The sequence below is a fragment of the Vibrio hepatarius genome, assembly GCF_018860525.1.
Lineage (GTDB): Bacteria > Pseudomonadota > Gammaproteobacteria > Enterobacterales > Vibrionaceae > Vibrio > Vibrio hepatarius_B.
This window is the reverse complement of the sequence record NZ_JAHKPM010000044.1, coordinates 97,842-122,183: the sequence shown is the minus strand read 5'-3', so window position 1 is coordinate 122,183 and position 24,342 is coordinate 97,842. Positions and strand designations below refer to the sequence as shown.

General features: G+C 43.5%; 22 protein-coding genes. 18 read left to right on the top strand and 4 right to left on the bottom strand.

What is annotated here, in order from left to right; all coding sequences use genetic code 11:
* The first annotated feature begins 266 nt into the window (after positions 1-266).
* From def to KO511_RS13110, 6 genes are read left to right on the top strand one after another with little or no spacing between them, the layout of a single operon-like run.
* On the top strand, positions 267-791 hold the full coding sequence (def, locus tag KO511_RS13135) for a peptide deformylase (RefSeq protein WP_215987876.1): 525 nt from the start codon (positions 267-269) through the stop codon (positions 789-791).
* Positions 792-810: 19 nt separating this feature from the next.
* The gene (gene fmt / locus KO511_RS13130) at positions 811-1,758 is read left to right on the top strand and encodes a methionyl-tRNA formyltransferase (RefSeq protein WP_215987864.1); all 948 of its coding nucleotides are present in this window, start codon (positions 811-813) and stop codon (positions 1,756-1,758) included.
* 56 nt (positions 1,759-1,814) lie between these two features.
* Positions 1,815-3,101: a 16S rRNA (cytosine(967)-C(5))-methyltransferase RsmB gene (gene rsmB / locus KO511_RS13125; protein ID WP_215987863.1), complete on the top strand. Its 1,287-nt coding sequence runs from the start codon at positions 1,815-1,817 to the stop codon at positions 3,099-3,101.
* 41 nt (positions 3,102-3,142) lie between these two features.
* On the top strand, positions 3,143-4,519 hold the full coding sequence (gene trkA / locus KO511_RS13120) for a Trk system potassium transporter TrkA (RefSeq protein ID WP_125319597.1): 1,377 nt from the start codon (positions 3,143-3,145) through the stop codon (positions 4,517-4,519).
* A 10-nt stretch (positions 4,520-4,529) separates the two neighbouring features.
* Positions 4,530-5,975: a TrkH family potassium uptake protein gene (locus tag KO511_RS13115; protein WP_215987862.1), complete on the top strand. Its 1,446-nt coding sequence runs from the start codon at positions 4,530-4,532 to the stop codon at positions 5,973-5,975.
* Positions 5,976-5,984: 9 nt separating this feature from the next.
* Positions 5,985-6,545, top strand: coding sequence for a DUF3157 family protein (locus KO511_RS13110; protein ID WP_215987861.1), 561 nt, complete (start codon positions 5,985-5,987; stop codon positions 6,543-6,545).
* Here the strand turns inward: KO511_RS13110 and trhA are convergent.
* Together trhA and KO511_RS13100 are read right to left on the bottom strand one after the other, a co-directional pair.
* Positions 6,542-7,195 carry a PAQR family membrane homeostasis protein TrhA gene (gene trhA, locus KO511_RS13105; RefSeq protein ID WP_215987860.1) on the bottom strand — a complete coding sequence of 218 codons (654 nt, stop codon included), beginning with the start codon at positions 7,193-7,195 and terminating at the stop codon, positions 6,542-6,544. The two genes, KO511_RS13110 and trhA, sit on opposite strands and share 4 nt — an antisense overlap.
* A gap of 80 nt (positions 7,196-7,275) precedes the next feature.
* Positions 7,276-8,073: a sporulation protein gene (locus tag KO511_RS13100; RefSeq protein ID WP_215987859.1), complete on the bottom strand. Its 798-nt coding sequence runs from the start codon at positions 8,071-8,073 to the stop codon at positions 7,276-7,278.
* 309 nt (positions 8,074-8,382) lie between these two features.
* Here KO511_RS13100 and KO511_RS13095 point away from each other — a divergent pair, with 309 nt between their 5' ends.
* The 5 genes from KO511_RS13095 to KO511_RS13075 all read left to right on the top strand — a co-directional run bounded on the left by KO511_RS13095 (position 8,383) and on the right by KO511_RS13075 (position 12,466).
* The gene (locus KO511_RS13095; protein ID WP_215987858.1) at positions 8,383-8,547 is read left to right on the top strand and encodes a hypothetical protein; all 165 of its coding nucleotides are present in this window, start codon (positions 8,383-8,385) and stop codon (positions 8,545-8,547) included.
* A 132-nt stretch (positions 8,548-8,679) separates the two neighbouring features.
* Entirely contained in the window at positions 8,680-8,946 is a 267-nt protein-coding gene (locus KO511_RS13090; protein WP_215987857.1) for a YihD family protein, read from the top strand.
* 237 nt (positions 8,947-9,183) lie between these two features.
* On the top strand, positions 9,184-10,602 hold the full coding sequence (gene ccoG / locus KO511_RS13085) for a cytochrome c oxidase accessory protein CcoG (RefSeq protein ID WP_215987856.1): 1,419 nt from the start codon (positions 9,184-9,186) through the stop codon (positions 10,600-10,602).
* A 244-nt stretch (positions 10,603-10,846) separates the two neighbouring features.
* Positions 10,847-11,833 carry a serine/threonine protein kinase gene (locus KO511_RS13080; protein WP_215987855.1) on the top strand — a complete coding sequence of 329 codons (987 nt, stop codon included), beginning with the start codon at positions 10,847-10,849 and terminating at the stop codon, positions 11,831-11,833.
* 30 nt (positions 11,834-11,863) lie between these two features.
* Positions 11,864-12,466 carry a thiol:disulfide interchange protein DsbA/DsbL gene (locus tag KO511_RS13075; RefSeq protein ID WP_215987854.1) on the top strand — a complete coding sequence of 201 codons (603 nt, stop codon included), beginning with the start codon at positions 11,864-11,866 and terminating at the stop codon, positions 12,464-12,466.
* Between the two features lie 57 nt (positions 12,467-12,523).
* Here the strand turns inward: KO511_RS13075 and KO511_RS13070 are convergent, their stop codons facing one another.
* Entirely contained in the window at positions 12,524-13,408 is an 885-nt protein-coding gene (locus KO511_RS13070; RefSeq protein ID WP_215987853.1) for an acyltransferase, read from the bottom strand.
* A 210-nt stretch (positions 13,409-13,618) separates the two neighbouring features.
* Here KO511_RS13070 and KO511_RS13065 point away from each other — a divergent pair, with 210 nt between their 5' ends.
* Entirely contained in the window at positions 13,619-14,605 is a 987-nt protein-coding gene (locus KO511_RS13065; protein WP_215987852.1) for a DUF2860 domain-containing protein, read from the top strand.
* A 27-nt stretch (positions 14,606-14,632) separates the two neighbouring features.
* Here the strand turns inward: KO511_RS13065 and KO511_RS13060 are convergent, their stop codons facing one another.
* Positions 14,633-16,156: a YifB family Mg chelatase-like AAA ATPase gene (locus KO511_RS13060; RefSeq protein ID WP_215987851.1), complete on the bottom strand. Its 1,524-nt coding sequence runs from the start codon at positions 16,154-16,156 to the stop codon at positions 14,633-14,635.
* 488 nt (positions 16,157-16,644) lie between these two features.
* On the opposite strand from KO511_RS13060, the gene ilvG reads away from it, so the two are divergent.
* From ilvG to acuI, 6 genes are all read left to right on the top strand, one after another.
* The gene (ilvG, locus tag KO511_RS13055; protein WP_215987875.1) at positions 16,645-18,291 is read left to right on the top strand and encodes an acetolactate synthase 2 catalytic subunit; all 1,647 of its coding nucleotides are present in this window, start codon (positions 16,645-16,647) and stop codon (positions 18,289-18,291) included.
* A 1-nt stretch (position 18,292) separates the two neighbouring features.
* Positions 18,293-18,577, top strand: coding sequence for an acetolactate synthase 2 small subunit (gene ilvM, locus KO511_RS13050; protein ID WP_215987850.1), 285 nt, complete (start codon positions 18,293-18,295; stop codon positions 18,575-18,577).
* A gap of 12 nt (positions 18,578-18,589) precedes the next feature.
* On the top strand, positions 18,590-19,519 hold the full coding sequence (locus tag KO511_RS13045; RefSeq protein ID WP_215987849.1) for a branched-chain amino acid transaminase: 930 nt from the start codon (positions 18,590-18,592) through the stop codon (positions 19,517-19,519).
* A 27-nt stretch (positions 19,520-19,546) separates the two neighbouring features.
* Positions 19,547-21,388, top strand: coding sequence for a dihydroxy-acid dehydratase (gene ilvD / locus KO511_RS13040; RefSeq protein ID WP_215987848.1), 1,842 nt, complete (start codon positions 19,547-19,549; stop codon positions 21,386-21,388).
* Between the two features lie 3 nt (positions 21,389-21,391).
* Positions 21,392-22,942 (top strand): threonine ammonia-lyase, biosynthetic, encoded by a 1,551-nt coding sequence (gene ilvA, locus KO511_RS13035; RefSeq protein ID WP_215987847.1) that lies wholly within the window; start codon positions 21,392-21,394, stop codon positions 22,940-22,942.
* Between the two features lie 246 nt (positions 22,943-23,188).
* Entirely contained in the window at positions 23,189-24,169 is a 981-nt protein-coding gene (acuI, locus tag KO511_RS13030) for an acrylyl-CoA reductase (NADPH) (protein WP_215987846.1), read from the top strand.
* Positions 24,170-24,342 lie beyond the last annotated feature (173 nt).

Genomic DNA, 24,342 nt, shown 5'->3' with positions numbered 1-24,342 from the left:
CCAAGCTCTTAGTTCATCACATGTATGTGGGGAATGGTTCAGGGTATCACCTCTTAACTATTCTGGTGTGACACAGGGATAGAGCTTAACTCTGCACACACATCAAGTAGGAATAGCGAATTAACCGCCACTGAAACTATGCAACTTTTTAATTCAGGAAAAACAGTAAAAAGCAATAACGATGCTGTCATTTAGGTGGTAAAATGTCTAGAATTGGCCCAATAAAGTTTATCCTGATTCAGCTCAGTTCAATATTTCGAGTGTATATGTCTGTATTACAAGTATTAACATTTCCAGATGATCGCCTGCGCACTGTAGCCAAGCCAGTAGAGCAGGTGACACCTGAAATTCAAAAGCTCGTCGATGACATGATTGAAACCATGTACGACGAAGAAGGTATTGGCCTTGCCGCCACCCAAGTCGATGTCCACCAACGCGTAGTCGTGATTGACATTTCAGACACTCGCGACCAACCCATGGTCCTGATTAACCCTGAAATTCTTGAAAAGCGAGGGGAAGACGGTATAGAAGAGGGCTGCTTATCGGTCCCGGGCGCGAGAGCACTCGTACCACGAGCTGCTGAGGTTACTGTCAAAGCCCTTGATCGAGATGGCAAAGAATACACATTTGAAGCAGATGAACTACTCGCAATCTGTGTTCAACATGAACTTGATCATTTACAAGGCAAACTGTTTGTCGATTACCTCTCGCCTTTAAAGCGCAAACGTATCCAAGACAAGCTAGCGAAAATCAAACGTTTTAACGAAAAAAGCGCCAGTAAAGCCCAATGACCAAGTAAAGGAACCGACTTTGAGCAAACCTTTAAAGATAGTTTTTGCAGGCACTCCCGACTTCGCCGCCCGTCATTTGGCGGCGTTGTTGTCTTCGCCGCATCAAGTTGTAGCTGTATACACTCAGCCTGATCGCCCCGCGGGGCGTGGCAAAAAAATTACCGCGAGCCCAGTCAAAACTTTAGCGCTAGAACATGATATCCCAGTATATCAGCCAGAAAATTTCAAGTCTGAGCAAGCCAAGCAAGATTTAGCCAATATAAACGCTGACCTTATGGTGGTTGTAGCTTATGGGCTACTACTGCCTCAAGCAGTACTCGACATTCCCACGCTGGGCTGTGTGAATGTGCACGGCTCTCTCTTACCTAAATGGCGAGGAGCAGCCCCTATCCAGCGCTCTATTTGGGCAGGTGATGACCACACGGGCGTCACCATTATGCAAATGGACATAGGCTTGGATACGGGAGATATGCTAAAGATTGCTACGCTTCCTATCGACCGAAAGGACACCAGCGCCTCAATGTACCAAAAGCTAGCAGAGCTGGGACCAAAAGCTTTGACTGAGTGCCTTGCTGATATAGCAAATGGTTCGGCGACGCCCGAAAAACAAAATAGCAGCAAAGCAAACTATGCGGAAAAACTAAGCAAACAAGAAGCTCACATTCAGTGGAACGATAGTGCAGAACATATTGAACGATGCGTACGCGCGTTCAATCCTTGGCCTATAAGTCACTTTTTAGTAGGCGATAAAAGCATTAAAGTTTGGCAAAGCCAGGTTATTGAACAACAAACAAATCAAGCGCCAGGAATTATACTTCAAGCAGACAAGACTGGAATTTATGTGTCAACTGGCAAAGATGTCCTTGTTCTGGAACAGATCCAAATACCTGGAAAAAAGGCCATGTCAATTCAAGATATTCTGAATTCGCGTGCAGATTGGTTTGAAGTCGGCACTCAGCTGACTTAACTTATACGTACTTTTTGAGGGTGGAGACACCCTCCCTTACTGTTAAGGTAACTTACATGAATGTTCGCGCTGCCGCGGCTAATGTCCTTTTCCAAGTCGTCGACAAAGGTCAGTCTCTTTCCAATGCCCTCCCTTTAGCTCAACAGCAAATTAAGCCTCGCGATCAGGCTCTGCTGCAAGAAATATGTTATGGAACATTGCGTTACCTTCCTCGCTTAGAATCGATAGCCAATAAGCTTATGGATAAACCGCTCAAAGGAAAACAACGCGTTTTTCACCACTTGATTTTAGTCGGTATTTATCAATTGAGTTTTATGCGCATTCCTGCTCATGCTGCAGTAGGTGAAACTGTTGAAGGAACCAAGACACTTAAAGGCCCTCGCCTTCGTGGTTTAATCAATGCCGTGTTACGTAACTATCAGCGCAAGCAAGAAGAACTAGATACCTATGCCGTAAGTCACAATGCTGGCAAGTATGCTCATCCAAACTGGCTACTCTCGCTGCTTCAAAGTGCCTATCCACAGCAATGGCAAAGCATCGTTGAAGCTAATAATAGCAAAGCTCCAATGTGGCTAAGGGTCAATAATCAGCACCATAACCGTGATGAATACCAGAAAATACTCAAAGACAGCGATATAGAGAGTCACCCTCATAGTGAGGCTAATGATGCACTTAGGCTAGCAACCCCATGTGATGTATCTCTATTACCAGGGTTTGACAAGGGTTGGGTATCGGTACAAGATGCCGCCGCACAACTCTCACTCAATTATCTAACCCCAAAAGATAGTGAGCTTATTCTCGATTGCTGCGCAGCACCGGGAGGAAAAACCGCACATATCCTTGAGCGGACTCAAAATGCTAAGGTGGTCGCAATCGACTGTGATGAAAACCGTCTTAAGCGTGTCTATGACAATCTAAATCGTCTGCAATTAAAAGCCCAGGTGATCTGTGGGGATGCACGTCAACCGCAAGATTGGTGGCAAGGGGAACAATTTGACCGTATCTTACTGGACGCTCCTTGTTCCGCCACTGGTGTTATTCGTCGCCATCCGGATATTAAATGGCTACGTCGCAATGAAGACATTGCTGCATTAACCCAATTACAAAGCGAAATTCTTGATGCTATGTGGCAACAATTGAAACCAGGCGGTACGCTAGTTTATGCAACATGCTCGATTGCTCCATCAGAAAATGGTGAACAGATAAAGGCGTTTCTATCTCGCACTCAAGAGGCTCAATTGGAAGGCTCGCAAGCAGATAAACCTGGACGTCAAGTTCTTCCCGGTGAGGAAGATATGGATGGTTTTTATTATGCAGTCTTAAAGAAAGCTCATAATAATTAGAGGCTGACAGTCTTTTCAACTTTGATTAAACAGGAAACGCTATGAAAATCATCATTCTTGGTGCAGGTCAAGTAGGCGGTACACTGGCTGAAAATCTGGTTGGTGAAAATAATGATATCACCATTGTCGACAGAAACAGTGACCGATTACGTGAACTTCAGGATAAGTATGATTTGCGAGTCGTCAACGGCTATGCCAGCCACCCAGACGTACTACGTGAAGCAGGCGCTCAAGATGCCGACATGTTAGTCGCTGTGACTAATATGGACGAAACCAATATGGCAGCCTGCCAAGTGGCCTTCTCTTTGTTTAATACTCCCAACCGTATTGCTCGTATTCGTTCCCCACAATATTTACTCGAAAAAGAAGCACTATTTCAATCAGGTGCTGTTCCTGTCGACCACTTAATCGCCCCGGAAGAATTGGTGACTAGTTATATCGAACGCCTGATTCAATACCCTGGCGCTCTTCAAGTCGTCAGTTTTGCCGACCAAAAAGTTAGCTTGGTTGCAGTTAAAGCTTATTATGGAGGCCCTCTCGTAGGTAACGCACTATCTGCTCTACGTGAACACATGCCTCATATTGACACTCGAGTAGCGGCCATATTCCGTCAAGGGCGTCCTATTAGGCCGCAAGGCACTACCATTATTGAGGCCGACGACGAAGTCTTTTTCGTCGCCGCAAGTAATCACATTCGCTCCGTAATGAGTGAATTACAACGTCTTGAAAAACCATATCGACGAATTATGATTGTTGGGGGTGGAAACATAGGGGCAGGCCTCGCCAAACGTCTTGAGCAATCTTATAGCGTCAAACTTATCGAACGCAGTTACCCACGAGCGGAGAAACTGTCAGAAGAGTTGGAAAATACAATAGTTTTTTGCGGTGATGCGGCAGATCAGGAATTGCTACTAGAAGAAAACATCGACCAAGTTGATGTGTTCATTGCACTCACCAACGAAGATGAAACCAACATTATGTCTGCCATGTTAGCAAAAAGAATGGGTGCTAAAAAAGTCATGGTACTTATTCAGCGCGGAGCATATGTTGACTTGGTACAAGGTGGGGTTATTGATGTCGCAATATCACCACAACAAGCCACAATATCAGCCCTGCTTACTCATGTTCGTCGAGCCGATATTGTTAATGTCTCTTCCCTGCGCCGTGGTGCTGCCGAAGCAATCGAAGCAATCGCTCACGGAGATGAAACAACCTCTAAAGTTGTCGGTCGAGCGATTGGTGACATAAAACTTCCTCCGGCAACAACTATCGGAGCCATTGTACGAGGTGATGAAGTGTTGATTGCGCATGACCGCACCATCATAGAACAAGATGATCATGTGGTCATGTTTTTGGTTAACAAGAAATATGTTGCCGATGTAGAGGCTCTATTCCAACCGAGTCCTTTTTTCCTTTAGGTTTGACATTATGGTCAACTTTCGCCCTATATTATTCGTCATAGGTTTGGTTTTATCCAAGCTAGCTTTGTTTATGTATGTCCCAACATTGGTATCATTCTTTACAGGCACCTCGGGGTTTATCGAATTTGGCCAGGCAGTCATCATCACCCACATTGCTGCCTTTGCCTGCTTGACCATTGGTAGAACAAAAAGCTTCAAACTCAGTGCTAGAGATATGTTTCTCATCACCAGCCTAGTTTGGACTGTGGCAAGCGCCTTTGCAGCCCTACCTTTTGTTTTTATAAACCATATTAGCTTTACAGATGCTTACTTTGAGACCATGTCTGGTATCACGACAACTGGCTCAACGGTTCTCAGTGGTCTCGATGACATGGCACCAAGCATCTTGCTTTGGCGATCAATATTGCAGTGGCTTGGAGGTATTGGTTTCATTGTTATGGCAGTAGCGGTACTCCCCATGCTTAACGTCGGTGGGATGAAGCTATTCCATACCGAATCTTCTGATTGGTCAGATAAAAGTAGTCCTCGAGCAAAAACCGTTGCTAAAAATATCATGTTGGTTTATTTGAGCTTAACTGGTCTATGCATGGTGGGTTATCTTCTTACCGGCATGAACTTGTTCGAAGCAATTAATCACTCATTTACCACTCTTTCTACTGGTGGTTATTCAACCTCTGATGGTTCAATGAATCACTTCTCAAAGGGCTCACACTGGATAGCCACCTTATTTATGTTTCTCGGCGGCTTACCTTTCCTACTGTTTATTGCAGCGCTGCGTAAACGAAGAATCGATCAACTCTTCAATGATGCTCAAGTCAAAGGCTTCACATATCTCTTTCTCAGTGCTAGTTTCATCATTTCAGGCTGGCTAATCTTTCGTGATGGCTACAACATTATGGACGCCTTACGTGTCTCTATGTTTAATATTGTTTCCGTATTAACGACCACAGGGTTTGGCTTGGAAGACTTTACCGCCTGGGGAGCGTTACCAACCACTTTATTTGCGTTTTTGATGATGGCAGGCGCTTGTTCCGGTTCCACCTCTGGAGGAATCAAGATTTTTCGCTTTCAAATAGCGATCACTCTGCTCAATAAACAAATGATGAAGCTCATTCACCCTTCTGGTGTATTTGTACAACGTTATAATCAAAGACCAGTTAATGATGACATTGTTCGCTCAGTCGTCGCATTTGTACTGATGTTTTTCGTCACCATAATTTTCATTGCTGGCTGCCTAAGTGCCTTGGGCTTAGATCCTATCACTAGCATTTCTGGTTCAATTACCGCTGTGGCTAATGTCGGCCCAGGGATGGGGGATATTATCGGTCCAACGGGTAACTTTTCCCCTCTTCCAGATATGGCAAAATGGCTGCTAAGTTTTGGCATGCTGATGGGACGACTTGAAATACTCACTTTGTTGGTACTATTTTTTCCAGCATTTTGGAAGCGCTAAGGATACAGAATGTATAGGTTTTTAGGGTTATTTGCCTTACTCGCAGCATCGACTGCTATAGCAGATCAAACGGTCACTTTAGATGATGGTCGCCAGGTCATATTGAATGATGACTTTACTTGGCAATATATGGCTAACACAACCTCTGCACAAACAGAAATCAAGGCCACAGAAAAGACTCAGCTGGCCTCTATCCCACTTATCGGCAAAACCGTAGGTAGCATGGTGAGGTTAGATAGTATGCGTCCAACTATGCAGCTATCAGATTCTGGTATTGATGTTCTACTTGGAGTGCCAAGTTACGATAATCAAACGCTAATAATTCCGACGTCGATAACCAATCAAAGCCTAAACTCAGTCATACTTGTGGAAGCTGAAATTGAAGTATCAACAGCAAGCAAAAAAGTCTTGTCTAAGAAACATATAAAAATATGGCAATCGATAAAACGCATGCCTGATACTTACCTTCGCCCTCAGCAAGTGGAACAAGGTAAAAATATAGAATTAGACGTTATTAAACAGGATCAGTATTTTGTTACCGCCAGAATTACCAGTCTTATCACTCGCTAAACAGGATCTACGTACAAGTAAATCGCAAAGAAATGACAAGCGCAGCCGACCAAAACAAAACCATGCCAAATCGCATGGTTAAATGGAATGCGCTTCGCAACATAAAAAATCACTCCAAGTGAGTAAATGATTCCACCGACCGCCAAAAGGGCCAAACCGCCAATCTCTAGGTTTAGCGCTAACTGATAAATTACCACCAACGAAAGCCAGCCCATCATTAAATAGGTTACTAGTGATAACTTTTCAAAACGGTAAACAAATGCCAATTTCATAATAACCCCCATCAAGGCTAATACCCATATGACAATCATTAATCCAATCGCAAGAGGGGTCCTCAAGCTCACCAAAAGAAAAGGCGTATAACTGCCAGCAATCAAAAGGTAAATTGCACAGTGGTCAAATGTTTTCAGTGCCTTTTTGGCTTTCTGAGAGGAAATCGCATGATATAGCGTTGAAGCGAGAAATAGCACTATTATACTAGTACCATAAATACTCATGCTAGTAATCGTGAGAATATCAGCATTATTATCGATAGCCTTTATCAACAATAGAATCAGGCCAACAACCCCTAATAGCATTCCAAAACCATGGGTCAGTGTATTTGCCAACTCTTCTTTAACGCTATATAAGGAACTGGGTTGGGTTGTCATAATCAATCACACTTTGGAATAATTACTCAAATTATGACACACTGAGCTTACAAGTGTAAGCTAAAGTTGTTAATTTTAAGTTAAGAACTGTTATCTAAATATTCCACCACCAGCTTACCAGCTTGCTTTGCTGGTGTATCAACCGGGATGGTTAAATGACGTTTGAGCTTGCCACGGCCTAGTAAACTGGCCATCATGCCTCTTGCTCCTTTACGATGTCGATCAACCTCAAACCACATTTGAAGCTGCTCATCACCCCTGTAGCTCACCATTTCTAGCTCTCGCCAACGACCATGAAAAGGGCCTGTCGTCGGCACAAATTCAAACTCCTGGACAAAAGGTAAATCAAAACCATCCACCGCTTCGCACTCAACCTGACGAATACGTAAACCACACTCTTCCAGTGCAGCAAAAATTCCATCCAATAACGGCTCTGGGCGTACAGTAAGGATATCGGTATCACTTGGGTCTTTCGATAAAGCGATATTCAACCCCGTATCCAACCACACTTTGGAATCTCCAATTGTCACAGGGGTATTCCAAGGCACGTTGAGCTCAACTTCAAAATCACGCGTCTCTCCGGGCCCAATAGTGAAACTATATGGTAAACTCCAGTGCGCTAGCGTATAGCTCGTCGGAATACGACGCATATGATTGCTATTGCGATCATCTCGGCCTTGATTGGCGGGTATTTCTTTGATGTAACGACAATAGAGCTTCATTTCTATATTATCAATTTCTTGTACTGTTGACCCACCATAAACATGCACAGTGACATTCACCGCTTGTCCTGGGTATAACACCTCTTGTTGAAGTATAGAATCCACTTTCGCAGATCCTATACCAAAGCTTGCCAGGGTTTTCTTAAACAAAGACATTCACAACTCCTGATTGCAATATAATTACATATCAACTTATGAAACCATAGTAAGCTTTACTCGCACTTAACTACTACCATCTCCTCTCACATAATTGCCGTAAAACCCGACAAACATCATCGATCACATATCGACCAATTTTAAAGATAGTGCTAGTCTAATCATTGATATAAGTAATTTATATCATACTCCCTGATTAGTTACTTGGAATGGCGCAAGCCAGAAGAGTACCTCGAGAAAGTTAGTGTTACTCATAACTAATTAGGCCATAAGTTTGGCAATGGATATGTCTGGCAGTTAGGTTAATCAATGCGACCGACAGTAGTCAGGTGTTCGCACACCAACCGTGCGATGCGTCGCCGTAGTGGCTTTGTTAAGACACCAGCGACACACAATCTCGCGTCTGGAATGACTTTAGTAGAGAAGACGGCATTAATGGCGTCAACTCGAGCCAAAGTTACCAAGGCGGCATAGAAAAAAGCGCAGTCTATACTGCGCTTTTCTTTATTGTACGTTTCACTTCCAATCGATTTAATTCTTGGCTCTTTAGAGCCTCATTTGATACATTCAATAACATATCAATAATAAAAGTGTGGTAATGAGACCATGACATGCCATCGCATTAGAGAGTTACTCGAATTATTAGAATCAGAGTGGAACAAAGATCAGCAATTGAATTTGATCCCTTTTATTATTCAACTCGCAAAGGAAGCAGGATACCAAGGGCCAATACAAGAACTGACTGACGATGTGCTTATCTATCACCTAAAAATGCGTAACAGTCCTACAGATGAGATGATTCCAGGCTTAAGAAAAGACCAAGAATTAGATTTTAAATCAGCATTATTAAAGGCTCGCGGCGTTATAGATTAATGCCTTCCCACCAACCTTATCTAAAAATATTTTTATATCTAAATCATGAAGATGAGGAAACTGTTAGGCTTTTTTTTTATAAAACTGTACTGCTCTTTGTTGTTAAAGGTTGATAGCGCTAAAGAAATAAAAGTATTGCCGCGTATATAATCATCGCCAAATAAGACAATACTTAAAAAGGATTGTCGATAGAGCGAGAACCGAAAAAGTCTCGCCTTTAGCCCAGAAGGAAGCTTTATGAGTCAGGACAAAATTAAAGTAAAAGACGTGACTCCCAAAACCTTTAACCCTAAAACTCATAAAACCAAAGGGGATAGGTTTAACCCAAGCAATCGTATTTACGTGCGCGAGAGTAAGGGACAATTCCAGAAATTACGTCGCTATGGAGGCTGGTTTTTGCTAATTCTCTTCACCATGGTACCGTGGATTCCCTATGGAGACCGACAAGCCATATTGCTGGATATTAGTAACCAACAGTTTAACTTCTTTGGCACCACACTCTACCCACAAGACTTAACCTTACTGGCACTTTTATTCGTTATTTCAGCCTTTGGACTGTTTTTTATCACTACATTTTTGGGGCGAGTATGGTGCGGCTACCTTTGCCCTCAAACTGTATGGACTTTTATGTACATATGGTTCGAAGAGAAGCTTGAAGGTAGTGCAAATAAACGTCGAAAACAAGACTCTGTGAAGCTAACAGGTAATCTCATATTCCGTAAAGCCACGAAACACTTAGCCTGGCTAGTAATCGCATTAGCTACTGGGTTTACTTTTGTTGGTTATTTTGTGCCCATACATGATTTAGTTGTGAATTTCTTTACTTGGGGGGCGAGTTTCTGGCCCGTATTTTGGGTGTTATTCTTTGCTGGCTGTACTTATGGCAATGCAGGCTGGATGCGCTCCATCATGTGCATTCATATATGCCCATATGCTCGCTTCCAATCAGCAATGTTTGATAAAGATACATTTATAGTAGGGTACGATGTTGAACGCGGTGAATCACGCGGTGCACGCTCACGTAAAGCCGACCCCAAAGCACTTGGGTTGGGTGATTGTGTTGACTGTAATTTATGTGTTCAGGTGTGTCCTACTGGGATCGATATCCGCGATGGCTTACAGTACGAGTGTATAAATTGTGGCGCTTGTATTGATGCTTGTGATCACACTATGGATCGTATGGGCTACAAGAAAGGCTTAATTAGTTACACCACAGAACATAGACTGTCAGGAAAGCATACCAAAGTAATGAGACCAAAACTGCTCGGATACGGTGCTATTCTTTTAGTAATGATGGGCTTATTTTTTGCGCAAATTGCTGCTGTAGATCCAGCTGGTCTTAGCGTACTTCGAGATCGCAACCAATTATTTAGAGTAAATGGACTGGGTGAAATCGAAAATACGTACACTCTGAAAATCATAAACAAAACGCAGCAAGAACAAGAATATAAACTCGGCGTAGTCGGCTTGCCGAATCCCTCTTGGTATGGCAAACAAACCATTAATGTATTACCCGGGGAGGTCTTAAGCCTGCCAATGAGTTTGGGGGTGCAGCCAGACAATCTTGATTCTGCTATCGCAACCATAGAATTTACCCTCGCAGACAGCCATGACTTTACTATATCGGTAGAAAGTCGATTCATTAAAAAATTGTAATACGTATCTGAGATTAATTTTAAAGGGCTCCGCAGGAGCCTTTTTTATAAAACAGCGCTAGCTACAAGCAAGCGCTGATATTCTCCTAATCACATCAATGTATTAGAACGATTGCTATCTTTATCCTTCAAAGTATGTATCTGAAATTTACACCGTGATGTATATTATCCCCAATGATGTCATATAGCTTTTATCACAAGCCATTGTACTTGCCGTAACCTATTAGCAACGGATCCTTTAATCTATGCCACAACAAGCTTTTAACTTTAACGCTTTAACTCCAGACTTTATGTGGTACGCCATAGAAAGCATTGGAATTCGTGCAGAGTCAGGTTTCTTACCGCTCAATAGTTATGAAAACCGTGTATATCAGTTTACCGATGAACAACACCACCGATATGTCGTTAAGTTTTATCGACCAGAACGATGGGGTTTATTGCAAATCCAAGAAGAGCATGATTTCACAATAGAGTTAGTCGAAGCTGATATCCCCGTAGCTCCACCAATAAAAATCCAAGGACAAACTCTGCATAAATATCAAGGTTATCTCTTTGCTCTTTTTACAAGCGTCGGAGGGAGGCAATTTGAAGTCGACAACCTAAAACAACTCGAAGGAGTAGGACGATTTCTTGGTCGAATCCATCAAGTCGGCTCTAAAGCGCCATTTCAGCACAGGCCCACCATTAGTCTAGATGAATACTTATACCAACCACGAAAATTGCTTGAACAAGCGCAATTTATTCCCTCTCACTTGGAAGCTGCTTTTTTCAATGATTTAGATTTGTTAATTGAATCGATTAAGCAACACTGGCAAGAGTCTTACCCAGTCATTCGCCTTCATGGTGACTGCCATCCTGGCAATATTTTGTGGCTTGAGGGACCTATGTTTGTTGATCTCGATGATTCTCGTAACGGCCCTGCCATTCAAGATTTATGGATGATGCTAAGTGGTGAGCGCTCTGAAAAACTAATGCAACTGGACATTATCTTGGAAGCATACCAAGAATTTAACGACTTTGATGCTAACGAATTGAAACTAATTGAACCTTTACGCGGTCTACGCATGGTGCATTATATGGCGTGGCTGACCAAAAGGTGGCAAGACCCTGCCTTTCCTATCGCCTTCCCTTGGTTCAATGATGCAAAATACTGGGAAAGCCAAGTACTTGCTTTCAAAGAACAAATATCGGCACTAAGTGAGCCACCACTGTCACTTCTGCCACAGTGGTAAGAAGCTAAAATAACCAACATGGAGTCAACAATGAAAAAGCTGTTTGCACTTGTCGCAACCGTTATGCTGAGCATGTCAGTAAATGCTGCCCAATTCAAAGAAGGAGATCACTACAAAACCCTTGAACTTGAGGCTTCAAAAAAGCCTACTGTCACGGAATTCTTTTCCTTCTTTTGTCCACATTGCAACACCTTTGAGCCCATCATTCAGCAGCTAAAAGCTCAACTCCCCGAAGATGCAAAATTTCAAAAAGTCCATGTGTCTTTTATGGGGGGCAGTATGGGTGGGCCCATGAGTAAGGCCTACGCCACAATGGTCGCGCTGAAAGCTGAAAGTAAGATGATCCCGGTCATGTTCAATCGAATTCATAATATGCATAAGCCACCACAAAACGAACAAGAACTGCGCCAAATTTTTCTAGATGAAGGCATTGATGCCAAAAAGTTCGATGCAGCATTCAAGGGTTTTGCAGTTGATTCCATGGTGCGCCGTTTTAATAAGCAATTCACACAAAGTGGTCTATCAGGGGTACCTGCCGTGATAGTTAACAACAAATATCTTGTTGAGGCCCAGGGACTTAAAACGATAGATGAGTATATCGAATTGGTTAACTTCCTACTATCTAAGAAGTAATCATCATAATTAAAGCAGCAAAGGAAGGCAACTCTCCCTTTGCTGCTCCCATACCAGCTACTTACTTTGATGGATTTTCTTAAGCCGCTCATCTTTCTCTTGCCATACACCACCAAGCCAGCGCTGAAACTGACGCTTATATGGCTTGTCGTTAAAATAGTCACCACGCATAGCACCATCAACTGGTAATATTTGGCTGCGCACAACCACTTTTGTCATGCGCCCTGATAATAAGTCCCGAAATGGACTCTTACTATTGCGCGGATAAGCCAGAGTAACATCAATAATATTATCAAATTGTTCCCCCATTGCAGCTAAGGTATAAGCAATACCTCCACTTTTTGGTTGCAGCAAGTATTGGTATCCTGCTTGACCTATTTTTTGCTTCTGAACGGTAAAACGTGTTCCCTCAACATAATTCACTACAGTGGTTGGTGTGTGCTTAAATTTTGTGCAAGAGCGTCGTGTTGTATCTAAATCTTGACCGCGCTTTCCTGGGTGACGAATCAAGTATTCTCTAGAATAACGGCGCATAAAAGGCATATCCAAAGCCCAACAAGCCATACCGATAAATGGCACATATAATAACTGTTGCTTAAGAAAGAATTTTGGCATAGGAATGCGGTCTTTAAACACACAACAGAGAACCACAATATCGGTCCAACTTAAATGATTGCTAATTAACAAATACCAACCATCTTTGCGCAAACCGTCCTCCACCTCCACATCCCATTCGATATCATTGGATACGGTTAAAATGCCAGAGTTCATTGTTGCCCATAACCACATCACTCGATTAGCCATTGTGGTTGACTTTGCTTTCAAACTACTGGTTGGTAAGGTTAATTTAGCCAATGCAATCATACATATTGCGATAGAACAAAATGCAGAATTCAAAATGACTAAGGTGATATTCAATACAAGAAGTAGATATACAAACATAGCGTTAAGTAATTATGAGATCTCGAGTAGAATTTATAAGAATTCATCTATTTAAGAAGAAAACAGCGTGTAATTATACAATGTCGAGGTCATATTGAAATCGATATGACAGAGTTTTGTACTCTCTCTGACTCAGGTCAGACAAGTTCTGCGAGAATACCTCCAAATACTAACCAACGACCGATAATTAAATGACAAGGAAATCACCCGATGAAAACCAAACTCTCGCTGTTAGCTCTTGCGATGATAACATCTTCTGTTCAGGCACAGCTTGCAGAGCACTCTGGACTTGGTGGGGAGTTAGCACTCAGTGCAGGCTTTGCTTCAACAACTTCTAATCTTAATACTAATGGTGATAAAGTCATTACTGATGTCAACCAAAATGCTAATGAAGATAGTGGTGGACTAGCACTACCGCTTGGTTCATTGGCCTATACCTTTGGTGCAAGCTCAGACAAACAGTTCTATGTTGGTACATCTCGAGAAGATATCGCTGTAGGTACTCTAATTCTTGAAGTTGGGTATAAACAAGAATTAGATTCGGGAACCATTATTGACGCCTCATTTCTACCAACGATCATGCCCACTGATACATGGGCAGACCCTTTCTTAACCAACCAAGAGCGCCAAACTACAGATGAAAAAGGCAATGCATTTCGTCTTAAGTTCAATAATATAATGGGTTCTAGATTTAGCTTAGATACGGCGTATGCCAGTAGAGATGTAGAAAATGAACAGTCTGGAACTTCATACTCAGGCCTAACATCTGAAGACATCAATACCTTGCAGCGAGACTCTACATCCATCTATGTTAAAGGCGATTTTCGCCAACCGATAAGTAAGACCTCTTTCATAAAACCTTCTCTCACTTATATCAAAACTGATGCAGATGGCGACGCTAACTCTTTAACTTCCGTCGGCGGTGAACTAACCTATCTAAGAATATTCGATAGACACCAGCTAGCACTAACAGCCGGTTATACCAATCGTTCTTTCGATGGCACCAACCCCATCTACGGTAAAGTTCGTGACGAAGATGAATTGAGCTTATTCGCCGCATACGAATATAAAAACTTTATGGGTTGGAAAAACTGGTCTTTCATTTCTCTTTCAGGCTATACAGAGTCGGATTCAAACATTGATTTCTACGATACAAAGCAGTACTTGTTGACTGTAGGTATGAACTACAAGTTCTAAAAGAGCTGGCCCATATATTGTGGGCCATTATACTGCCTGAGAATTCAATTGTTTCAGCAAGCGATCCATTGCTCTATAACCAAGCGCTTCAGCAAGGTGATGCCGAGTAATACACTCTTTTCCATCAAGATCGGCTATGGTTCGCGCTACTTTTATAATGCGATGATAGGCCCGTATCGATAGCCCAAGTTGATGCAATGCACTCTCTAGGAATTGCGCATCTTGTTTTTCAAGTGGACAATACTGCTCCATTTCTCGGCTTCCCAATAAGGCATTAACCTTTCCAGACCTCTCAAGCATATAGCTCCTCGCACTTGCGACTCTTATTTTAACGGCTTGTGTAGGCTCTCCACGCTCTCCCCCTTCTGACAATGTTCCTTTCGGTAACCCAGGGATTTCTATCGACATGTCAAAGCGATCTAATAATGGGCCAGAAAGTCGGCTGAGATAGCGCAGAATAATTTGTGGATTAGCTCTAGAATGATTACCTTCATAATATCCTGTTGGACTGGGATTTAAGGCTCCAACCAGCTGAAACCTTGCTGGAAAACGAGTTTTACCTTGAGCTCTTGAGATAATTATTTCTCCCGACTCCAAAGGCTCCCGTAGCGAGTCCAATACTTTTCTTTCAAATTCTGGTATTTCATCTAAGAAAAGCAAACCATTGTGCGCCAAAGAGATTTCACCCGGCCTAGGGATCGTTCCTCCACCAACTAAAGCAGCCATAGAGCTTGAATGATGAGGTGCGCGAAACGGACGCTTCTTCCAATTAAGCGCATGAATGTCTTGCTGGGTCAGGGAGGCAACAGATGCGGTTTCCATCGCTTCCTCTTCGGTCATCTCTGGCAACAAGTCACATAGACGCGAAGCCAGCATAGTTTTTCCGGTACCTGGAGGACCTAAGAAGAGTAAGTTATGATTACCCGCAGCGGCGATCTCAAGTGCTCGCTTTCCTTGCTGTTGACCGATTATATCTTGTAGGTCACGGTCTTGTTCAATTAATTGAATGCATTTACTTGTCTGATATAACGTCAGTTTTTTCTGACCACATATATCAGAACAAACTTCAAGTAAGCTATCAGCGGACCGATGTACATCTCGCCCCACTAAAGCTGCTTGATCACCATTAAAATGAGGTACAACTAAGCTTCTTTGCTCCCTATTGGCTGCTAACGCTGCAGGTAAAACCCCCTTCACTTTACGAAGTTTCCCCGATAGTGCCAATTCACCTATAAACTCTCTGTTAGGTAAATCAGCTGCAGGGATTTGATCTGAAGCTACCAAAATGCCAAGAGCGATTGGCAAATCAAAGCGTCCTCCTTCTTTAGGTAAATCTGCGGGAGCTAAATTGACCGTAATTCGCTTCGCTGGAAATTCAAATCGCGAGTTAATTATCGCACTTCTTACTCGATCCCTTGATTCCTTTACCGTAGTTTCAGGCAAACCCACTAAGGTAAAACCAGGCATACCATTGCTAATATGTACTTCCACTGTAACTAACGGGGCTTCTACACCGACCGATGCTCGGCTATAAATAATCGCAAGTCCCATACTTTATCTCACTCCCACATCATTAAATTATCTATCTGATAGTTAATTTATTTTTTATTAAGCTTGTTATATAGCGCACTGAGATAATGAAATAATGTGAAAAAAGAATGATATTTTTCTTGTCATATAACAGAAATCTGTGTTAACACTAAGGGTGTAAACATTTAGTATCAAATTACACATATAAAGCATCATAAAAACAGATGAATATTAACGCTCACATTAACGTACTAATTAACCTGATTATCGTGGTCATTATTGATTCCGCGCGGGGGCTGGTGGGCAAAAAATAAACACCAAGTTTTAAAAAAACCCCGCACTGAAAAGTCCGGGGTTTTTTTTCAACTTAAATGCTGCTATCAGCAAGAGAATAATCACAATTTTAAATAAGTCGGAAACATTAGCTCGACCAATAACGAGCAGGAAGAATGGGGAACGCACATGAGGTGCAACACAACAAAAAACACGAAGCAAGATGGGGGCGCTCAATGACAGGTGCTGAATTAGTTGTATCGGCTCTAAAACAACAAGGTATAAAAACGGTATTTGGCTACCCAGGTGGTGCCATTATGCCAATTTATGATGCGCTCTATGATGGCGGTGTTGAACATATACTTTGTCGCCATGAACAAGGCGCTGCAATGGCTGCTATTGGTATGGCCCGTGCAACCCAAGATGTGGCCGTTTGCATGGCTACCTCGGGACCAGGGGCGACCAATTTAGTTACTGGACTAGCCGATGCTTTAATGGATTCCATCCCTATGGTGGCAATTACAGGCCAAGTAGCAAGTTCTCATATAGGTACAGATGCTTTTCAAGAGATGGATGTCATCGGCATGTCACTCTCTTGCACTAAACACAGCTATCTTGTCACAGATATAGAGGATCTCGCCCCAACACTCGCAGAAGCCTTTGAAGTAGCAAAAGCTGGCAGACCTGGACCTGTGATTGTCGACATAGCAAAAGATGTACAACTTGCTCAAGCACCGGTTAGTGTATTGCCTTCCCTTGCTCCACCGCGTTCCCCTGAACCAAAAGAAGACGCAATCATTGCAGCCCAAGAATTATTATCACAAAGCACACGACCAGTTCTCTACGTCGGTGGGGGTGTCCAGCTTGGTAAAGCAACCAGCGTAGTTCGTGAGTTTTTGCGCTTAAATCCGATGCCCTCAGTCAGTACATTAAAAGGCTTGGGGACCATCGAGCGTCATGACCCTCATTATCTAGGCATGCTAGGAATGCACGGTACAAAAGCAGCTAATTTAGTGGTTCAGGAATGCGACTTATTGATTGCTGTCGGTGCTAGATTCGATGATCGAGTCACAGGTAAGCTTGAAACCTTTGCCCCTCATGCTCGTGTAGTACACGTAGATATAGATGCCGCAGAGATCAATAAACTGCGTCATGCTAATGCGCCTCTGCGTGGTGAAATAAGAGAAACACTTCCACAACTTGAACTAACACAAAATATCACTCCATGGGTCAAGCACAGTGAAAGTCTACGCAGCGGTTTCAAGTGGCGATATGATCATCCAGGTGAACTCATATTCGCTCCTAGCTTACTTAAACAGTTATCAGACATGATGCCAGATAGCTCAATAGTATCTACAGATGTTGGTCAACACCAAATGTGGGCGGCGCAACATATCCAACCTCGTCAACCACAAAATTTTATCACTTCTGCTGGCTTAGGCACCATGGGTTTTGGTCTGCCTGCTGCAATGGGAGCCGCTGTCGCTCGGCCTGATGACCAGTCTATCCTTATTACAGGTGATGGCTCTTTCATGATGAATATTCAAGAACTGGGAACTCTTAAGCGTCGTCAAATACCAGTAAAAATTGTTCTATTAAATAATCAACGCCTTGGCATGGTTCGTCAGTGGCAATCACTGTTTTTTGATGGGCGCCACAGTGAAACCATTTTGGATGACAACCCAGATTTCATCACTTTAGCAAAAGCGTTTGATATTCCTGGAAAAACGATTTCAACCAAATCAGAAGTTGGGCCTGCAATTAGAGAAATGCTGGCAAGTGAGACGTCATACTTACTTCATGTCATGATCGACGAAGAGGAAAACGTATGGCCACTAGTACCACCAGGTGCTTCAAATAATGATATGCTGGAGAACACGTAAAATGGAAAGATACCTAATCGACATAAAAGCAGACGATAAACCCGTTTTACTTGAACGCGTCCTAAGAGTTGTTCGTCACCGTGGCTTCATAGTAAGGCAAGTTGCAGGGACACAGAATCACGAAAGTAAGATTGCCAGTGTTGAAATCATAGTTGATAGCGATAGGCCAATCTCTTTCCTGACTAATCAAATTGAAAAACTCTGGGATGTGCGTACTGTTGAGGTGACTCAAATTGCGAGTAATCAACTACCAAACAACAATCTTCAGCAAAAAGTTTGCGCATAAAGGAAGGCAAGAATGGCTACAAAAACAGCGGATTACATCTGGTTTAACGGTGAATTAGTTCCTTGGGGAGAGGCGAATGTTCACGTCTTGACTCATGCAATGCACTACGGCACTTCAGTATTTGAAGGCGTACGTTGTTACAACACTCCCAAAGGACCAATAATCTTCCGCCACCGCGAACATGCAAAAAGGCTTAAAGATTCTGCCAAAATTTACCGCTTCCCCATTCCATATAGCGTAGATGAAATCATGGAAGCAACCCGTGAAACACTGCGTGAAAACAAACTTGATAGTGCTTATATTCGCCCGTTAGGTTTTGTTGGCAACGTAGGTCTTGGTGTTTGCCCACCTCAAGGTACTGCAATGGACTTAATCATTGCAGCTTTCCCTTGGGGCTCTTACTTAGGTGAAGAAGCGTTAGAAAAAGGCGTTGATGCCATGATATCGAGTTGGAACCGAGCTGCACCTAATACCATTCCTACCGCAGCAAAGGCGGGTGGTAATTACCTATCTTCTTTGCTCGTGGGTGGTGAAGCTCGTCGTAACGGCTATGATGAAGGAATTGCTCTGAGCGTCGATGGCTATTTATCGGAAGGAGCTGGCGAGAACATTTTCGTCGTCAAGAATGGTGTTATCACCACCCCTCCAGCAACCAGTGCTATCCTACCGGGCATCACTCGTGATTCAATCATGACACTCGCTCGCGATAGAGGCTACCAAGTGCAAGAAACTAACATTGCTCGCGAAGCACTTTATCTCGCAGACGAAGTATTTATGACGGGTACCGCAGCAGAGGTCGTTCCTGTTGCGACTATCGATAAAATGGAAATCGGCAGCGGTAAGCGCGGCCCAATCACAAAAGAGCTCCAAGAAGCTTACTTTGGACTTTTCAATGGCACCACAGAAGATAAGTGGGACTGGTTAGATTACGTCCACCCATAAGACACGGCAAATTAAGGAAGTAGTAGAATGCCTAAATATAGATCAGCAACCACCACTCACGGTCGCAACATGGCAGGCGCTCGTGCTCTATGGCGTGCAACTGGCGTAAAAGATGAAGACTTTGGTAAACCAATTATCGCAGTAGTGAACTCTTTCACCCAGTTTGTACCAGGCCACGTACACCTTAAAGACATGGGCCAACTGGTCGCTGGTGAAATAGAGAAAGCTGGTGGTATCGCCAAAGAGTTCAATACTATTGCTGTAGATGATGGTATTGCCATGGGTCATGGTGGCATGTTGTACTCACTGCCATCACGTGAACTGATTGCCGATTCAGTCGAATATATGGTTAATGCTCATTGCGCAGATGCCATGGTGTGTATATCAAACTGTGACAAAATTACTCCAGGAATGTTGATGGCGTCAATGCGCCTCAACATTCCTGTGATCTTTGTTTCAGGTGGCCCAATGGAAGCAGGTAAAACCAAGCTTTCAGATCAACTGATCAAACTCGATTTAGTCGACGCCATGATTCAAGGTGCCGATCCTAAAGTCTCTGATGAGCAAAGTGAACAGGTAGAACGCTCAGCCTGTCCAACATGTGGTTCATGCTCTGGTATGTTCACCGCCAACTCAATGAACTGTCTAACTGAAGCGCTTGGTTTGTCGCAACCTGGTAACGGCTCCATGCTCGCCACTCACGCTGATCGTGAAGCTTTATTTATTAATGCAGGTAAACGTATCGTTGAGCTTACGCGTCGCTACTACGAGCAAGACGATGAGTCAGCACTACCGCGCAACATTGCCAACTTTGATGCGTTTGAAAATGCCATGGCGTTAGATATTGCTATGGGGGGCTCAACCAACACCATACTTCATTTAGTTGCCGCTGCGCAGGAAGGCGAAATCGACTTCGATATGGATGATATTGATCGCCTGTCTCGACAAGTTCCACATTTATGTAAAGTCGCGCCATCTACTCCTAAATATCACATGGAGGATGTCCACCGTGCTGGGGGGGTGATGGCCATTCTCGGTGAACTAGATCGAGCAGGCCTCTTGCATAATGACACTCGCACTGTGCTTGGCCTTTCAATGAAAGAACAACTGGCCAGATATGACATAATACAAACTGAGGACGCTGACGTTCTGAAGTTTTTTCGAGCAGGTCCTGCGGGTATTCGTACCACCAAAGCTTTCTCTCAGGATTGTCGCTGGGATCGCCTCGATGATGACAGAGTTGCTGGTTGCATTAGAACAAAAGACAACGCCTTTAGCCAAGAGGGTGGGCTTGCGGTTCTATCGGGTAATATTGCTCTAGATGGCTGTATAGTTAAGACAGCTGGCGTCGATGAAAGCAATCTCAAATTCACTGGTCCAGCGATTGTGTTTGAGAGCCAAGAAGATGCCGTGGAAGGTATACTAGGCGGAAAAGTCAAAGCTGGCAACGTTGTCATAATTCGTTATGAAGGCCCCAAAGGCGGCCCAGGGATGCAAGAAATGCTGTATCCAACCACCTACCTTAAATCGATGGGCTTAGGCAAAGAGTGTGCTCTACTTACAGATGGCCGATTCTCTGGGGGCACATCGGGACTGTCTATTGGCCATGCCTCACCAGAAGCAGCCAATGGTGGTGCAATTGGTCTAGTCAAGCAAGGAGACATCATTGCGATTGACATTCCAAACCGCTCAATCTCTTTGCAAGTGTCAGATCAAGAGCTTATTGATCGCCGCGCTAAACAAGACGATCTGGGCTGGAAACCAGTTGATCGCCAACGCGAAGTTTCGTTTGCCCTCAAAGCATACGCAAGCATGGCGACTAGTGCTGACAAAGGTGCAGTACGAGACAAGTCTAAGCTAGAGGACTAGCTTATGACTGCTTGTGTATTTTCAGGGAAAAACCACCAGACTGGCGCAGATTACCTGCGCCAGATTTTAAGAGCACCAGTGTATGAAGTTGTCACCCTTACACCATTGCAAGTGATGCCACGTTTGAGTGAGCGCATTGGCAATAATGTGCAAATTAAGCGTGAAGACCGCCAACCAGTACACTCTTTTAAATTACGTGGTGCCTATAATATGGTTGCCAGTTTATCTGAAGAACAAAAAGCGGCTGGTGTGATCGCAGCCTCTGCGGGAAATCACGCTCAGGGATTGGCTTTATCAGGGACCAAGCTCGGTATAAAAACCACCATTGTGATGCCAAAAACAACACCAGATATCAAAGTTGATGCGGTAGGTAGCTTCGGTGGCCATGTGCTACTGCACGGTAACAACTTCGATGAGGCAAAAACTGAAGCAGAGCGTTTATCCCAGCAGAATGGTTATACCTTCGTTCCTCCTTTCGATCACCCTTTGGTGATAGCAGGTCAGGGAACGATTGGTATGGAGATGCTCCAGCAAAATGGTCACTTGGATCATATCTTTGTTCCTGTCGGTGGCGGAGGTTTAGCGGCGGGGGTGGCAGTGTTGGTAAAACAACTAATGCCAGAAATCAAAGTCATTGCAGTAGAACCTGAAGATTCTGCATGTCTTAAAGCTGCTTTAGATGCAGGAAAACCTGTCGTACTAGATCAAGTCAGTATGTTCGCCGATGGAGTAGCTGTAAAACGCATCGGTGACGAGACGTTCAGGCTCTGCCAACAATATCTCGATGGACACATTAGTGTTTCGAGTGATGAGATTTGTGCTGCCGTCAAAGACATATTCGAAGATACTCGCGCCATAGCTGAACCTTCCGGCGCACTCGCACTTGCAGGCCTAAAAAAATATGCCGAGCAAAACCAATTGAAAGGTAACAACCTTGGCACTGTGTTGTCTGGAGCGAACACTAACTTCCATGGTCTGCGTTATGTTTCAGAGCGTTGCGAACTAGGCGAAAAGCGCGAAGGTTTATTGGCAGTAACCATCCCAGAGCGCCAGGGTGCCTTCTTTGAGTTTTGCAATCTTATCGGTGGACGGGCAGTGACTGAGTTTAACTACCGCTATAACGACGACGCACTTGCCAATATATTCGTTGGTATACGCCTACAAGGCGGTCAAGAAGAACTGGTACATATCATTCATGATTTACGAGAAGGGGGTTACCCTGTTGTTGATCTATCAGATGATGAAATGGCTAAGTTGCACATTCGATATATGATTGGAGGCAAACCATCAAGGCAAATTAAAGAACGGCTGTACAGCTTCGAGTTTCCTGAATACCCAGGTGCACTTGTTAAGTTCCTTAGCACCCTTGGCACTCACTGGAACATCAGCTTATTTAATTATCGTAACCATGGTGCTGACTATGGCCGAGTACTGTGTGGTTTTGAACTTGATGAGTCAGATCTATCACGCTTTTCCGCTCACTTGAGAGAACTTGGTTATCAGTGTAAAGATGAGACCGATAATCCATCCTATAAGTTTTTTCTTTCAGCATAAAAGATAAGCTTAGGGCTGAAGGTATTCAGCTCTAAACTTGCTTTGACCACCACATAACTAATAACACCTTTTTATGGTAATGAATTCAAAATACTCTATATGTTAACAAATACTCTCCCAAAAGCATCACACCTTAACCTACCTCAAGAACACGCTCAGAATACTAAAGTTTCATTTCAGTCATACTCGATTTAGATCTAAACTCACAATCCGGTATAACCTCTTTCCTAGTTGTGGAGACCATTTATGTTTAATGCACTGATTTTAAGACAAGAACAAAACCAAACTCTCGCTTGTATTGAGCAAACGGATGACAGCCAATTACCTGAAGGAAATGTGTTGATCAATGTCGACTATTCCTCTCTCAACTACAAAGATGGCTTAGCGATTACTGGTAAGGGTAAAATCATCCGCAACTTCCCTATGGTTCCGGGTATTGATCTCACTGGCACCGTCGCTCACTCAGATGATGAACGCTACCAAGTAGGAGATAATGTAATATTGACAGGTTGGGGGGTGGGCGAGAATCACTGGGGTGGTATGGCACAGCGCGCTCGTCTAAAAGCAGATTGGCTAGTCCCTTTACCCAGTGGACTAAATCACAAGCAAGCAATGGTAATTGGCACCGCTGGCTTAACCGCCATGCTGTGTGTTCAGGCTTTAATCGATGCTGGCATTGAGCCTGAGTCAGGAGAAATTCTCATCACTGGAGCAAGCGGAGGAGTAGGATCGGTAGCCATAACTTTATTGGCTCAACTTGGCTATCAAGTTGCTGCTGTCACAGGCAGAATTGAACAAAACGGTCCTCTACTCGCAAAACTCGGTGCTAAGCGCATCATCGACCGCACTGAATTTGAGCAACCAGCACGCCCACTAGAAAAACAGCTATGGGCGGGTGCCATAGACACTGTTGGCAGCACAGTTTTAGCAAAAGTCTTATCGCAGATGGATTATAATGGTGCGGTTGCAATATGTGGCCTCGCAGGTGGGGTTGATTTACCCACTTCTGTTATGCCATTTATTCTACGTAATGTACGCCTTCAGGGCGTAGATTCGGTTATGTGCCCAAAGGAAAAACGCATAGAAGCTTGGAATAAATTAGTGGCATTATTACCTCAAAGCTACTTCGACCAAGCGTGTACCGAGATAACTTTGGATGAGGTACTAAAATACGCACAAGACATCACCAACGGGCAGGTCACTGGCCGAGTTGTCATTAAGCTATAGTGTAAATAAAACCAAGAGTCAGTTTAGATTTGGCTGACTCTACTTAGATAACTTAATCTATGTTAAATACTTAACCAGCACAATCAAAGTCTACCAAAAATGAAACGATAGACTTGTATGTTATGAATTCTAAATTAGCCAATATTTAGATAAAAAAATCCCGCCTTTCAGCG